Below are 15,651 nucleotides of genomic sequence, written 5' to 3'. Positions count from 1 at the left end.
TGTAAGATGAGGGTATTATTTATAGGAGAAAGATTTTGTTGAGATAAGAGAGGAATTGTATGAAAAAGTATGCATTAGTAACTGGAGGAAGCGGAGGGATTGGCTCTGCTATTTCAAAACAATTAATTCAAGATGGATATACAGTATATGTTCATTATAATAACGGTGAAGAGAAAGTGAACGAGTTGCAGAAAGAATGGGGTGAAGTGATTCCTGTTCAAGCGAATTTAGCTTCTACTGATGGGGCAGAGCAGTTGTGGGAACAAATTGAACATCCTCTTGATGTTATCGTATATGCAGCTGGGAAGAGTATCTTTGGACTCGTAACAGATGTAACGAACGATGAATTGGATTATATGGTAGAACTTCAAGTGAAGAGTATCTATAAATTATTATCAAGGGCGCTGCCATCTATGATTCAGCGGAGAAGTGGTAATATTGTACTTGTTTCTTCTATATGGGGCCAAATCGGCGCATCATGTGAAGTGCTTTACTCGATGGTAAAAGGTGCACAAAATTCATATGTGAAAGCTTTAGCGAAAGAAGTTTCATTAAGTGGATTAAGGGTTAACGCGGTGGCGCCAGGTGCAATTGAAACGGAAATGTTACAAGTATTTTCAGAAGAGGATAAGAATGAAATTGCTGAAGAGATCCCGTTAGGCAGGTTGGGGCTACCAGAAGAGGTAGCGAAAACAGTGTCATTCCTCGTATCACCAGGAGCATCTTACATAACTGGACAAATTATCGGAGTAAATGGTGGTTGGCATTGCTAAAAATTTCTTACATAAAAAATGAAAAACTGTACAAATTAAGCATGATTCTATTACTAAGTAGTGAGGTGCTTACACATGTCAGTTTTAGATAATTTTGATCAATGGAAGAGCTTTTTAGGAGAACGTTTAGAACAGGCATCAGGAAAAGGTCTTGATGGTGGTGCTGTATCAGATATGGCATTTCGTGTTGGAGATTATTTAGCAAATGAAGTAGAAGCGCGCAACGATCAAGAGAAATTATTGTCTGAGCTTTGGAAAGTTGCTGATGAACAAGAGCAACATACAATCGCAAACTTAATGGTGAAGTTTGTACAGCATAAGTAAAAAATAGAGAGGAGATTCTCCTCTCTATTTTTTTTGTATAATAATTGAACGGGATAGATTATACATTTAGCTTCCCTATTAAGGTGAAATCATATAATATAGTACGTAGGTGTAAAGTAAGCAAGGGGAGTGATCTTGGATGATTGAATGGTATTTTGAATATGAAATACATAAAAACCGACCTGGCTTGCTTGGTGACGTTTCTTCGTTAATCGGTATGCTCGGCATTAATATTGTCACAATTAATGGTGTAGATAATGCACGACGTGGATTACTCCTTATGTGTGATAATCAAGAGCAAATCTCTAGACTTGAATCAATTTTAAATACGATGGATAACATAACGGTAACGAAATATCGTCCGCCAAAGCTAAGAGATAAGCTAGCGGTTAGACATGGTAGGTACATACAACGAGATGCAGATGATAAGAAGACATTTCGATTTGTACGTGATGAATTAGGGTTACTTGTAGACTTTATGGCTGAAATAATGAAAAAAGAAGGTCATAAACTAATCGGGATACGAGGAATGCCTCGTGTCGGAAAAACAGAATCCATTGTTGCTGCAAGTGTTTGTGCAAATAAAAGATGGTTATTTGTATCATCTACTCTTATTAAGCAAACTGTTCGTAGTCAATTGATTGAAGATGAGTATAGCGACGACAATATTTTTATCTTAGATGGAATCGTGTCAACAAAGCGTGCTAACGAAAGGCATTGGCAGCTTGTTCGTGAAATTATGAGATTACCTGCAACGAAAGTTGTGGAACATCCTGACGTATTTGTGAGTCAGTCAGAATACACATTGGATGATTTTGATTATATTATCGAGTTGCGTAACGATTATGATGAAGAAATTCAATATAATTTAGTAGATGAAATTGAGCAAGGTACGCAAAATAATTTCTCTATGTTTGACTTTTAAAGAAATATTGAGGTGTTAGTAGTGACAGAATTAGGACAAAAGCTGAAAGAAGCAAGAGGAACGAAGGGCTTGTCTATGGATCAGCTGCATGAGATTACAAAAATTCAAAAACGCCATTTAGTAGCGATTGAGGAAGGCAATTATGATGTATTGCCCGGAGCTTTTTATGCGCGTGCATTCATTAAACAATACGCAGATGCGGTTGGGTTAAATGGAGAGGAACTGCTTGTAGAATATCAGAGTACGATACCACAATCTGAAAAACGCGACGTTCCACAAGTATCAACAGGACAGAAAACACAAGAAACAATGCAAAAATCTTCATCATGGCCAATTGCAGATCATATGCCGAAAGTTTTAGTTGCGCTATTAGTAATTGCATTTGGAGTGGTAATTTGGTTTGTTTTCCAAGCGTTAACTGGAAAAGGTGATGAGAAAGTTCCGAATGCTCAAAGTGAGAAAATTGAAGTTAAAAAAGCAGAAAACTCTCCGTTAGATACGAAGAAAGATGAAGTGAAAGCGGAAGAGCCGAAAAAAGAGGAACCAAAAAAAGAAGAGCCAAAGAAAGAGGAACAACCAGCACAACCAACGGGACAAGAAGAAGTAAAAGTAGTTGGTACAACTGGTAAAGTATCTACTTTGGAAATTCATAACAATAAAACATTAGAACTGGAAATATCGGGTAAAGGTGCGAGTTATGTAGATGTTAAAGATGATGCGGGGAATGTGATTCTAAACGCTACAGTACAAGAGGGCCAAATAGAAAAACGTGATGTATCAACATTAAAAGAAGTGCGACTTAATATTGGGAATGCAACGAATGTTGAAGTTAAACTGAATGGCCAAGTGGTCGCTTATCCATTGGATCCAGAAAAAGAACTTCACCAAAGATTGGTGATAAAAAACCAAGGGATAGGGCAACCTGCACAATAATAGTCATCGCCTCGATGACTTTTTTCAATGAACAAATGTTTTTGATATGATGGAGGAATAGCTGTGAATTTACCAAATAAAATTACAATATCTAGAATCTTCTTAATTCCAATTTTTATGGTAATTATGTTAGCGCCCTTTGATTGGGGTTCATACACAATTGGTGATGTTGATTTACCAATTCAACATTTAGTAGGGGCACTTATCTTTATTATTGCTTCGGCTACAGATTGGATTGATGGACATTACGCAAGAAAGTATAATCTTGTAACGAATTTAGGGAAGTTTCTTGACCCGTTAGCTGATAAATTACTTGTTTCAGCAGCGCTTATTACATTAGTTGAGATGCAATACGTACCTGCTTGGATCGTTATTGTAATTATCAGCCGTGAGTTTGCAGTAACTGGTTTACGCCTTGTACTTGCTGGAACAGGAGAAGTAGTGGCAGCAAATCAGTTAGGGAAAATTAAGACGTGGACACAAATTATTGCAATTGCGGCGTATTTATTACACGATGTACCTTTAAATTTAATCCATATCCCAGTTGCTGATATTTTCATATGGATTGCATTAATCTTTACTGTTATTTCAGGGTGGGATTATTTCTGGAAAAATAGAGCTGCTTTTGTAAACTCAAAATAGAAGTTTATGGGGGAATTGGGATGAATGCTGAAATTATTGCGGTTGGAACTGAATTATTACTTGGACAAATTGCAAATACAAATGCCCAGTTTTTATCTGAAAAGTTAGCTTCAATCGGAATTAATGTGTACTACCATACTGTAGTTGGAGATAATAACAAGCGATTACAGCAGGCGATTGAAGTTGCGGAAGAACGTGCTGACATACTTATTTTCACAGGTGGATTAGGCCCGACAAAAGATGATTTGACGAAAGAAACGATATCTTCTAGGTTGGGTGAAGAGCTTGTATATGATGAAAAGGCATTAGCATCGATAAGCGAGTACTTTAAGCGTACAGGTCGCGAGTTCACAGAGAATAATAAAAAGCAAGCGCTCGTTTTGAATGGAGCAACTGTATTTGCGAATGATCACGGCATGGCACCTGGTATGGGGCTAAATAAGAACAGGAAAGTTTATATTTTATTACCAGGACCACCGAAAGAGATGAAGCCGATGTATATAAGTTATGTAGAGCCTTTTTTACGTAACTTTACAACAGGAGAAAACATTTATTCTCGTGTGCTTCGCTTTTTCGGGATCGGGGAATCTCAATTAGAAGTGAAAGTTCAAGATTTAATTGATGGACAAACGAACCCGACAATCGCCCCCCTTGCGAATGATGGAGAAGTGACACTACGTTTAACTGCCAAACATCAAAATGCTGATGAAGCTGCGAAACGCATTCAGCATATGGAAGATTTGATTTTAGAAAGAGTAGGAAAATTTTTCTACGGGTATGATCAAGAGTTTCTGCATGATAAGGCGATAGAGTTATTGAAGAAAAAAGGATTAACTTTAGCGTGTGCAGAAAGTTTAACCGGTGGTCTCTTTGGCAATCAAGTAACAGAAAGTGCTGGTGTGTCTTCAGTATTTAAAGGCGGTATCATTTGTTATCATAATGATGTGAAGCAACATGTTTTACATGTACCTGCGGAAGTGTTGTCTACTGATGGTGCAGTTAGTAAAGAATGTGCTCGTTATCTTGCTGAAAATGTTAAGGGCTTATTAAAAGCGGATATCGGAATTAGTTTCACTGGGGTAGCAGGACCGGATGCTTCAGAACATAAAGAGCCGGGAACAGTATTCGTTGGATTGGCGATTAAGGATGAACCAACTGTAGTCTTTCCTCTTATTTTAAGTGGAAGTCGTCAACAAATTAGGGAACGTTCGGTGAAATATGGATTTTATCATTTATATAAAAAGCTAGAAGAGATATAAGTTTCTTCTAGCTTTTTTTATGGTTAAACTCATTTTTATTTAATGGAAAATAAAAAAATCGAATAAATGTTCGATTTTGTTGGCAAATTGAATTGAAAATAGGTATAATAAGATTAGCAATTGAGTTAAGGAGGAATTTTGAATGAGTGATCGTCAAGCGGCGTTAGATATGGCGTTAAAACAAATAGAGAAGCAATTCGGTAAAGGTTCAATTATGAAATTAGGAGAACAAGCGGAGCGTAGAATTTCTACAATTTCAAGTGGTTCTTTAGCACTTGATGTGGCATTAGGGGTAGGCGGATACCCACGTGGCCGTATTATCGAAATTTATGGACCAGAAAGTTCAGGTAAAACAACAGTTTCATTACACGCAATCGCGGAAGTACAGCGTCAAGGTGGACAAGCAGCGTTTATTGATGCGGAGCATGCAATGGATCCTGTATATGCACAAAAATTAGGCGTTAACATAGATGAATTACTATTATCACAACCTGATACAGGGGAGCAAGGACTAGAAATCGCAGAAGCACTTGTACGAAGTGGCGCGGTTGATATTATCGTAATTGACTCTGTAGCAGCTCTTGTACCGAAAGCTGAGATTGAAGGAGACATGGGTGACTCACACGTAGGTCTACAAGCTCGTTTAATGTCTCAAGCACTTCGTAAGCTGTCAGGTGCAATCAATAAATCAAAAACAATCGCAATCTTTATTAACCAAATTCGTGAAAAAGTTGGGGTTATGTTCGGGAACCCAGAAACAACTCCAGGTGGTCGTGCGTTGAAATTCTATTCAACAGTTCGTCTTGAAGTGCGTCGTGCGGAGCAATTAAAGCAAGGTAACGACATCGTTGGTAATAAAACAAAAGTAAAAGTAGTTAAAAATAAAGTGGCACCACCATTCCGTGTTGCTGAAGTTGATATTATGTACGGAGAAGGTATTTCAAGAGAAGGTGAAATCTTAGATATGGCTTCTGAACTTGATATCGTTCAAAAGAGTGGTGCTTGGTACTCTTATAATGAAGAGCGTTTAGGGCAAGGTCGTGAAAATTCGAAGCAATTCTTAAAAGAGAATACGGATTTAAGAGAGGAAATTGCCTTCTTTGTTCGTGACCATCACGGAATTGGTGAAGACTCTGGTGCTGAAGAAACGGAAGATTCAAATCTTCAAGATTAAAAAATAAAAGACACGGTTCCGTGTCTTTTATTTTTAATTATTATGAAAGCGTTGTATATCGTTGGAGATAAAATATTTAATTTGCCTAAAAGGCTATGTATAAAGAGGGATATATGCATGTTTTGTATGCATAAACTGGAATTCACTAAGGTTTTCCAGGATAATATGCTGTCTTCTTTTTAAATTCATATATGAATTAGAGCTGAAGGTAAAGAAAGTAAAAGTAGACAACGCTTGACAATGAAAATTGCGATAGATACAATGAGAATGTATATTTTTTCTTATATACGAAACACTCTTCTCAAGAAGAGAAGTAATATTCGGAGTAAGACTTAAATCTTGCCGAAATAATAATATGACATTTTAATTGTGAAATGAAGAAAGTCCCTTAAAAAAGCGGGACGACGGTCTTTGCTGTATGTTGGTATTCAATGTACATGCCGACAGTCTTTTTTCATTCATAGCAAGGGGAGGTGAAATCATGAGTAGTACAGTTTGGATACTCATCTCCATTTTGCTTGCAACAGTCGGTGCAGTTGTTGGCTTTTTTGTTCGAAAGTCTATTGCTGAAGCGAAGATTAATGGTGCAGCTAACGAAGCGAAACGTATTCTAGACGAAGCGAATCGTGAGGCTGAAGCACTTAAGAAAGAGGCGCTTTTAGAAGCAAAGGATGAAATTCATACACTTCGTACAGAAGCTGAATTAGAAATTCGTGACCGTAGAAGCGAATTACAAAAACAAGAAAATCGTTTAATGCAAAAAGAAGAGAACCTTGATCGTAAAGACGAAACGCTCGATAAACGCGAGCGACAGTTAGAAAAGAAAGAGGAATCTCTTGTAGCGAGACAACAACAGATTGAAGAGTTGGAAAGCAAAGTGGGAGAGTTAGTTCAAAAGCAACAAACAGAATTAGAGCGCATTTCCAATCTGACACGCGAACAAGCGAAAGCAATTATTCTTGGTAAAGTAGAAAGTGAAGTTTCTCATGAAATTGCCGTAATGGTAAAAGAAAGTGAAGTTCGTGCGAAAGAAGAAGCGGATAAGAAAGCAAAAGAGATTTTATCTCTTGCAATGCAAAGGTGTGCAGCTGATCATGTTGCTGAAACAACCGTTTCGGTTGTAAATCTTCCAAATGACGAAATGAAGGGACGTATTATCGGACGTGAAGGTCGAAATATTCGTACGTTAGAAACGTTAACAGGTATTGACCTAATTATCGATGATACACCAGAAGCGGTTATCCTTTCTGGATTCGACCCAATTCGTCGTGAAACAGCTCGTATCGCTCTTGATAAACTAGTACAGGACGGACGTATTCACCCAGCGCGTATTGAAGAGATGGTCGAAAAATCAAGACGTGAAGTGGACGAGTATATTCGCGAAGTCGGAGAGCAAACAACGTTTGAAGTGGGTGTTCACGGATTACATCCAGATTTAATTAAGATTTTAGGTCGTTTAAAATACCGTACAAGTTACGGACAAAACGTCTTAAAACACTCTATGGAAGTTGCATATTTAACTGGACTTATGGCAGCGGAGCTTGGTGAGGATGAAAAACTAGCAAGACGTGCTGGTCTATTACATGATATCGGTAAAGCAATTGATCATGAAGTAGAAGGTAGCCACGTTGAAATTGGTGTCGAACTCGCAACGAAGTATAAAGAGCATCCTGTAGTTATAAACAGTATTGCATCTCACCATGGGGACACAGAACCAACTTCTATCATTGCAGTTTTAGTTGCAGCAGCAGATGCATTATCAGCTGCAAGACCTGGAGCTCGTAGTGAAACACTTGAGAACTATATTCGTCGTCTTGAAAAGTTGGAAGAGATTTCAGAGTCTTATGAAGGCGTAGAAAAATCTTTCGCAATTCAAGCAGGACGAGAAGTTCGTATTCTGGTAAAACCAGATACAATTGATGATTTAGAAGCTCATCGTTTAGCTCGTGATATTCGAAAACGTATTGAGAATGAACTGGATTACCCAGGACATATTAAAGTAACTGTTATTCGTGAAACACGTGCAGTGGAATACGCAAAATAAAGTGGTGAAACACCACTTTATTTTTTTGTGTTGGAATTGGTTAAAATAAAGGGAATTAGTATACAAGTGAAACAAACTTATAATAAATATATTGTAAGGAAATCACTTGAAGCTATAGTAATAAAAAATGTAGTACATAGGAAGGGTAAGACATATGAGAATATTATTTGTTGGGGATGTAGTAGGATCTCCTGGTAGAGGTATGATTCAACAATACGTACCGGCATTAAAGAAGAAATATACACCTACAGTAACCATTATTAATGGAGAAAATGCAGCAGGTGGACGTGGAATTACGGAAAAAATATATCGAAACTTTTTAGAATGCGGGGCACAAGCGGTTACACTTGGAAACCACGCTTGGGATAACCGTGAAGTATTTGAATTTATTGATGACGCAAAATATCTTGCAAGACCAGCTAACTTCCCAGAAGGAACTCCAGGAAAAGGACTTATCTTTGTGAACTGCAATGGAACAGAAGTGGCAGTTATTAACTTACAAGGACGTACATTCCTTCCTCCAATTGATTGTCCATTCCGTAAAGTGGATGAATTAATTAACATTGCAAAAAAACGTACGAATATTATCTTTATTGATTTTCATGCGGAAACTACAAGTGAAAAACAAGCGTTAGGTTGGTATGTAGATGGTCGTGCTACAGCAGTAGTGGGTACACATACACATGTTCCTACAGCAGATAATCGTATTTTACCAAGCGGAACTGCATATATCACAGATGTTGGTATGACAGGTCCTTATGATGGGATTTTAGGTATGGATCGAGAAGCGGTATTGAAGAAGTTTTTAACAAACTTACCAGTACGATTTGAAGTGACAAGTGGTAGAACACAATTAAGTGCAGTGCTAGTTGATGTGGATCCTAATACAGGAAAAGCTAAGAAAATCCAGCGTATCTTAATTAATGATGATCAGCCATTTTTTGAGTAATTTCTGGGTAAGATTTAGAAAAGTTATTATTTTTTAATTTTTTAGAAAAATTACAGAAATTTAGCAGGAATACGCGTCATTCCTCGTGAATATAAGTTAAAGTGAAATAATTGCTAATACTTTTTATAGAAACGAGGAGGAAACGCGGAATGGAAATATTAAAAGTTAAAGCAACGTCGGTCCCTAATTCTGTAGCTGGTGCACTTGCAGGTGTTATTCGCGAACGCGGAACAGCAGAAATTCAAGCCATTGGTGCAGGTGCATTGAACCAAGCGGTAAAGGCAGTAGCAATTGCAAGAGGATTTGTAGCGCCTAGTGGTTTGGACCTGATTTGTATCCCAGCGTTTACGGATATTATGATTGATGGGGAAGAACGTACAGCAATAAAATTAATTGTAGAACCTCGTTAAGCTTAAACAACCTGTTTGCAGTATGCAAACAGGTTGTTTTTATAATGGAGGAATGAAAATGAAAATTTTTGATGCTCATTGTGATGTGCTTCTTCAGTTATGGAGTGCACAAGGGAAAAAGAATTTTAAACATGATCCGCAATTACATATTACATTTGAACAATTAAAGAGAAGAAAAGGAAGTATACAATGTTTTGCTATATATGTGCCAGAAACAGTGGCATATGAAAACCGATTTGAAGTAGCATTACAAATGGTAGATATTTTTTATAATGAAATTTTATCCCTACCAGGTGTGAAGTTTATTCAGACAAAAGATGATATTAACATGTTAAAACAGGACGAGATTGGAGCGATATTAACACTAGAAGGATGCGAAGCAATTGGAAGAGATGCAATGAAATTACGGTTGTTGTATCGCCTAGGGGTACGTTCTTTTGGACTAACATGGAATTATGCCAATCTATTAGCTGACGGTGCGCTAGAGACACGTGGGGCAGGTTTAACGACTTTCGGTAAAGAAGTTGTACAAGAGCTTAATACGTTACATGCATGGACTGATGTGTCTCATCTGAATGAAAGAAGTTTTTGGGATGTTGTAGAAAGTGCAAAAAATCTTATTGCTTCCCACTCAAACTGTATGAAAATTTGTCAGCATCCACGTAATTTAAACGATGAACAACTTAAAGCTCTTATAAAGCGAAATGGCATGATAGGTGTCACTTTTGTACCGCAGTTTCTAACAAATGAAAAACAAGCGAATATAGCAGATATAGTAAAACATATCGAATATATTTGTTCATTAGGTGGAGAGAACAATATAGGATTTGGTTCAGATTTTGATGGGATTTTAGAAACGGTTGTAAATGTATCAGCGTATCGAGATTATGAAAATGTAATGAATGAGCTTTGTAAACACTATGCTGCATCTACTGTAGAGCGATTTTTATATGATAATTTTGTTGAACATATAAGTTTTTGAGATTTTTGTTTTAAAAATCCAGAAAAATTAGAATGAATTCATTTGATATTATTGCTTTTTTTAAGACCTAATACTAGAATGAAAAACAAAATAGCTTTATACTAAAGATTCAGGGAAATCAGAAGAGGCATAATTTGCGTCCGTTGTAGTTTATTTATATAAAAAATGCTAAACTATTACTGTAAAAAAATACACTACAATGAATGCAGCCAAAAGGGGTGTAGGAGATGATTAGTCAACTTTCATGGAAAGTTGGAGGCCAACAAGGTGAAGGAATTGAAAGTACAGGAGAAATCTTCTGTATTGCATTAAACCGATTAGGATATTACCTATACGGTTACCGCCACTTCTCATCACGTATTAAAGGCGGCCATACAAATAATAAAATTCGTGTAAGTACAACAGAAGTACGCGCGATCTCAGATGATTTAGATATTTTAATTGCTTTTGATCAAGAAACAATTGATTTTAACTTCCACGAACTACGTCCAGGTGGAATTGTAGTTGCGGATGCGAAGTTTAATCCAACAATACCTGATAATACAGATGTAAATCTATATGTGATACCGTTTACAGATATTGCTTCAGAATTAGGCACATCATTAATGAAAAACATGGTTGCTGTTGGGGCATCAAGTGCGGTATTAGGATTAGATGAAACAGCTTATTTAGATGTTGTTGAAGAAATCTTTGGTCGTAAAGGAGAGCAAGTTGTTCAAAAGAATATGGACGCAATTAAGCGCGGCTCTCAATATATGAAAGAATTGCTAGGTGAGAAAGTAAACATGATGCAGCTTGAAAAAGCTGATGGTAAGAAACGTATGTTTATGATTGGAAACGATGCAATCGCATTTGGTGCGGTAGCTGGTGGTGCTCGCTTTATGTCTGCATATCCAATTACACCTGCATCTGAAATTATGGAATACTTAATTAAAAAATTGCCGAAAGTTGGCGGGACAGTAATCCAAACTGAGGATGAAATCGCAGCTTGTACAATGGCAATCGGTGCAAACTATGCTGGTGTTCGTACATTAACTGCATCTGCTGGTCCGGGTCTATCTTTAATGATGGAGGCGATTGGTTTAGCGGGTATTACAGAAACGCCATTAGTAATTGTTGATACACAACGTGGTGGTCCAAGTACAGGATTACCAACGAAACAAGAGCAGTCTGATTTAATGGCGATGATTTACGGTACGCACGGTGAGATTCCAAAAATCGTAATGGCGCCAAGTACAGTTGAAGAAGCGTTCTATGATATTGTAGAAGCATTTAACCTAGCTGAAGAATATCAAGTTCCTGTTATTTTCTTAACGGATTTACAGCTTTCTTTAGGAAAACAAACGGTAGAACCGCTTACGTTAGATAAAGTGGAGATTCGTCGCGGTAAGCTTGATTTAGAAGCGGAATTACCAGAACGTGAAAATAAAGCATACTTCAAGCGTTATGAAGTAACAGAAGATGGCGTTTCACCACGTGTTTTACCTGGTATGAAAAATGGTGTTCACCATGTTACAGGTGTAGAACATGATGAAACTGGTAAGCCATCTGAATCAGCAATAAACCGTAAAGATCAAATGGACAAACGTTTCCGTAAAATGGAGAACTTGAAGTTTAATACCCCTGTTTATAAAAATGTTAAGCATGAAGAAGCAGACGTATTACTTGTTGGATTTAACTCAACTCGCGGTGCGATCGAAGAAGCAATGGAGCGCTTAGAACAAGAGGGTATGAAAGTAAACCATGCTCATGTGCGTTTAATTCACCCATTCCCAACAGCTGAAATCGATCCACTTGTGAAAAATGCGAAGCGTGTTGTAGTGGTAGAAAACAACGCAACAGGTCAGCTTGCTAACATTATGAAAATGAATCTTGGTAACGGTGAGAAAATTTCTAGTCTTTTAAAATATGATGGGAACCCATTCTTGCCGAAAGAGATTTACAACGAATGTAAAAAAGGGGTTGTATTAAATGGCAACATTTAAGGACTTTCGTAACAGTGTAAAACCAAACTGGTGCCCAGGTTGCGGAGACTTCTCGGTGCAAGCTGCAATTCAACGTGCGGCAGCTAACGTTGGCTTAAATCCAGATGAACTTGCTGTTATTTCTGGTATCGGCTGTTCAGGTCGTATTTCAGGTTATATTAATTCATATGGTGTGCATAGTATTCATGGTCGTGCCCTTCCAATTGCACAAGGTGTAAAAATGGCAAATCGTGATTTAACAGTTATCGCATCAGGTGGTGACGGTGATGGATTTGCGATTGGTATGGGACATACAATCCATTCTATTCGTCGTAACATCGACATTACGTACATCGTAATGGATAACCAAATTTACGGATTAACAAAAGGGCAAACTTCACCACGTAGTGAAGCTGGATTTAAAACGAAGAGCACACCACAAGGTTCAATTGAGCCATCACTAAATGTTATGGAAATGGCTTTAACAGCTGGTGCGACATTTGTGGCGCAAAGCTTTTCAAGTGATTTAAAAGAATTAACACAAATTATTGAAGCTGGTATTAACCATAAAGGATTTTCATTAATTAACGTATACAGCCCATGTGTTACTTACAATAAAGTAAATACTTACGATTGGTTTAAAGAGAATTTAACAAAACTAAGTACAGTAGAGGGATATGATCCGTCTAATCGCATGATGGCTATGCAAACGTTAATGGAAAATAACGGATTAGTAACAGGTTTAATTTATCAAAATACAGCGCAACCTTCATACCAAGAACTTGTAAAAGGCTATAGTGAGAAACCTTTAGTGCAATCTGATTTAAATATGGATCAGAAAATGTTTGATGAACTTGTTGCTGAATTTATGTAATATAAGAAGAGGAGGTTGCCATGTGGCAACCTTTTTTTATGAGAAAATATAGGATAGTCTTATTTACTTAGAAAATTCAGAATGGTAAAATAATATATAAATCGTTGTATGAAAATGGTGAGTTCATTGCATATGAAATGTAAGATCCAAACAGAGCCTCTTTCTGTTAAAATTGGCGAAACGCTTCATACTATGGTAATGTTTATAAGGATAAAGCAATATGCTTTTGGGTAGGACAAAAAGAAATATTAAAAGGGAATGTCTATTTGTGTGTGGGGAAGACTTCATTCTTATGAATGATTAGATTGATTACTCAAGTTTCAAAGGACAAGTTATCTCTCAAGCTATCTAACCATTTTTGAGGTTAGTCAAAGCGCATTAAAATGGACTATAGAGTGTGTATAGTTAAGGGTGAAAGGAGATTACCGATGAACGAGCAACAACGATTAGCAAGTCAACAAGCAAATTCCTCTACGAAAAAAGAAGAGAAAGATTATAGTAAATACTTTGAAAGTGTATACCAACCACCTTCCTTAAAAGACGCGAAAAAACGAGGGAAAGAAGAAGTTAAAATTGAACGGGATTTTGGCTTACCTGAAGAGTTTCGCAATTTTGGTACAGGAAGAAAGTTCTATATTCGTACATATGGTTGTCAAATGAATGAGCATGATACAGAAGTAATGGCGGGTATTTTCACCGCACTTGGGTATGAACCAACCTTTTCAACTGAAGATGCAGATGTAGTATTATTAAATACTTGTGCCATTCGTGAAAATGCTGAAAATAAAGTGTTCGGTGAACTAGGTCATTTAAAGTCATTAAAACGAAGGAATCCGGACCTTTTAATTGGTGTATGTGGTTGTATGTCGCAAGAAGAATCTGTTGTAAATAAAATTATGCAAAAAAATCAGCATGTAGATATGGTGTTTGGAACGCATAATATTCATAGATTACCGTACATTCTAAAGGATGCAATGTTCTCGAAGGAGACGGTAGTTGAAGTTTGGTCAAAAGAAGGGGATGTAATTGAAAACCTTCCGAAAGTACGCCGTGGCGATATTAAAGCTTGGGTAAATATTATGTATGGCTGTGACAAGTTCTGTACATATTGTATCGTACCGTATACACGTGGAAAAGAGCGAAGCAGACGTCCAGAAGACATTATCCAAGAAATCCGTCATTTAGCTGCGAATGGTTATAAAGAAATTACGTTACTTGGACAGAACGTAAATGCATATGGTAAAGACTTTGAAGATTTTGAATACGGACTTGGCGATTTAATGGACGAACTCCGTAAAGTTGATATTGCCCGTATTCGTTTTACAACGAGTCATCCACGTGATTTCGATGATCACCTAATTGAAGTGCTTGGAAAAGGTGGAAACTTAGTAGAACATATTCACTTACCGGTGCAATCTGGAAGCACAGAGATGTTAAAAATTATGGCGCGTAAATATTCACGTGAGCATTATTTAGAACTTGTAAGAAAAATTAAAGAAGCAATTCCAAATGCAGTATTCACAACTGATATTATCGTTGGTTTCCCAAATGAAACAAATGAGCAATTTGAAGAAACGATGTCGTTATATCGTGAAGTAGGATTTGATACTGCCTTTACCTTTATTTATTCACCGCGCGAAGGTACACCAGCTGCAAAAATGAAAGATAATGTACCGATGGAAGTGAAAAAAGAACGTCTTCACCGCTTAAATACACTAGTAAATACGTTGGCAATTGAAAAGAATAATCGTTACAAAGGTCAAATTGTAGAAGTGTTAGTTGATGGGGAAAGTAAAAATAATCCAGAAGTACTCGCAGGTTATACTCGTACGAATAAACTTGTAAACTTCGTCGCTTCAAAATCTTTAATTGGTCAGCTTGTGAAAGTAAAAGTAACGGAAGCAAAAACTTGGTCTCTTAACGGGGAATTAGTTGAAGAGCCGATTGAGGTGGAATAATAGATGAAAGTATATTCGAAAGATGAAATTGTTGAACAAGCGAAAGAATTAGCAAAAATGATTTCTGAAACAGAAGAAGTTGATTTCTTTAAGAAAGCAGAGGCGCAAATTCATAAAAATGAAAATGTAAAGCGTGCAATTGATGAAATTAAAGCACTGCAAAAACAAGCAGTAAACTTGCAGCATTACGGGAAATGGGAAGCTTTGAAAAAAGTAGAAGCTGACATTGATGCATTGCAAGATAAGTTGGATAGTATCCCAGTTGTGCAAGAATTTAAATCTTCACAAACATATGTAAATGACTTACTCCAGCTAGTTGCAAGTACGATTTCTAACAACGTAACAGATGAAATATTAATTTCAACTAATGGCGATGTATTGAAGGGTGAAACGGGCGCAGCGGTAGAAAGTAAAAAAGGAAATTGTGGTTGTTAAAGAGA

At 37.0% G+C, this 15,651-nt stretch carries 15 protein-coding genes; all 15 read left to right on the top strand.

Translation table 11 applies throughout. The features are described from left to right. The first annotated feature begins 59 nt into the window (after positions 1-59). Complete coding sequence (gene ymfI, locus GFJ36_RS19680; RefSeq protein ID WP_088610158.1) at positions 60-773, top strand: elongation factor P 5-aminopentanone reductase; 714 nt, start codon at positions 60-62, stop codon at positions 771-773. 75 nt (positions 774-848) lie between these two features. Continuing rightward, positions 849-1,097, top strand: a complete 249-nt coding sequence (locus GFJ36_RS19675; protein ID WP_000114455.1) for a DUF3243 domain-containing protein — start codon at positions 849-851, stop codon at positions 1,095-1,097. A gap of 139 nt (positions 1,098-1,236) precedes the next feature. Next, positions 1,237-2,022 carry a DUF3388 domain-containing protein gene (locus GFJ36_RS19670; RefSeq protein WP_000574107.1) on the top strand — a complete coding sequence of 262 codons (786 nt, stop codon included), beginning with the start codon at positions 1,237-1,239 and terminating at the stop codon, positions 2,020-2,022. Positions 2,023-2,043: 21 nt separating this feature from the next. Further along, the gene (locus tag GFJ36_RS19665; RefSeq protein ID WP_000137490.1) at positions 2,044-2,955 is read left to right on the top strand and encodes a helix-turn-helix domain-containing protein; all 912 of its coding nucleotides are present in this window, start codon (positions 2,044-2,046) and stop codon (positions 2,953-2,955) included. A 63-nt stretch (positions 2,956-3,018) separates the two neighbouring features. After that, positions 3,019-3,597, top strand: coding sequence for a CDP-diacylglycerol--glycerol-3-phosphate 3-phosphatidyltransferase (pgsA, locus tag GFJ36_RS19660; RefSeq protein WP_046956497.1), 579 nt, complete (start codon positions 3,019-3,021; stop codon positions 3,595-3,597). Positions 3,598-3,617: 20 nt separating this feature from the next. Then, positions 3,618-4,856 (top strand): competence/damage-inducible protein CinA, encoded by a 1,239-nt coding sequence (gene cinA / locus GFJ36_RS19655; protein WP_046956498.1) that lies wholly within the window; start codon positions 3,618-3,620, stop codon positions 4,854-4,856. A 142-nt stretch (positions 4,857-4,998) separates the two neighbouring features. Next, positions 4,999-6,030, top strand: a complete 1,032-nt coding sequence (gene recA, locus GFJ36_RS19650; protein ID WP_048545964.1) for a recombinase RecA — start codon at positions 4,999-5,001, stop codon at positions 6,028-6,030. 481 nt (positions 6,031-6,511) lie between these two features. Next, entirely contained in the window at positions 6,512-8,074 is a 1,563-nt protein-coding gene (rny, locus tag GFJ36_RS19645) for a ribonuclease Y (protein ID WP_048545962.1), read from the top strand. A gap of 154 nt (positions 8,075-8,228) precedes the next feature. Continuing rightward, on the top strand, positions 8,229-9,023 hold the full coding sequence (locus GFJ36_RS19640) for a TIGR00282 family metallophosphoesterase (protein ID WP_001221093.1): 795 nt from the start codon (positions 8,229-8,231) through the stop codon (positions 9,021-9,023). Positions 9,024-9,172: 149 nt separating this feature from the next. Next, on the top strand, positions 9,173-9,433 hold the full coding sequence (gene spoVS, locus GFJ36_RS19635) for a stage V sporulation protein SpoVS (protein ID WP_000404341.1): 261 nt from the start codon (positions 9,173-9,175) through the stop codon (positions 9,431-9,433). 58 nt (positions 9,434-9,491) lie between these two features. Then, the gene (locus GFJ36_RS19630; RefSeq protein WP_097889678.1) at positions 9,492-10,415 is read left to right on the top strand and encodes a dipeptidase; all 924 of its coding nucleotides are present in this window, start codon (positions 9,492-9,494) and stop codon (positions 10,413-10,415) included. A gap of 227 nt (positions 10,416-10,642) precedes the next feature. Next, on the top strand, positions 10,643-12,400 hold the full coding sequence (locus tag GFJ36_RS19625) for a 2-oxoacid:acceptor oxidoreductase subunit alpha (RefSeq protein ID WP_000625413.1): 1,758 nt from the start codon (positions 10,643-10,645) through the stop codon (positions 12,398-12,400). Continuing rightward, positions 12,387-13,253: a 2-oxoacid:ferredoxin oxidoreductase subunit beta gene (locus GFJ36_RS19620; protein ID WP_073516060.1), complete on the top strand. Its 867-nt coding sequence runs from the start codon at positions 12,387-12,389 to the stop codon at positions 13,251-13,253. The genes GFJ36_RS19625 and GFJ36_RS19620 overlap by 14 nt, the downstream gene beginning before the upstream one ends. Positions 13,254-13,681: 428 nt before the next feature. After that, a complete protein-coding gene (gene miaB, locus GFJ36_RS19615) occupies positions 13,682-15,211 on the top strand; it encodes a tRNA (N6-isopentenyl adenosine(37)-C2)-methylthiotransferase MiaB (RefSeq protein ID WP_098082083.1) in 1,530 nt (509 codons plus the stop codon). Positions 15,212-15,214: 3 nt separating this feature from the next. Continuing rightward, complete coding sequence (locus GFJ36_RS19610) at positions 15,215-15,646, top strand: YlbF/YmcA family competence regulator (RefSeq protein ID WP_073516058.1); 432 nt, start codon at positions 15,215-15,217, stop codon at positions 15,644-15,646. Positions 15,647-15,651 lie beyond the last annotated feature (5 nt).

The sequence above is a fragment of the Bacillus sp. EE-W1 genome (assembly GCF_009760835.1).
GTDB classification, from domain to species: domain Bacteria; phylum Bacillota; class Bacilli; order Bacillales; family Bacillaceae_G; genus Bacillus_A; species Bacillus_A wiedmannii.
This window is presented reverse-complemented; position numbering and strand designations above follow the sequence as displayed.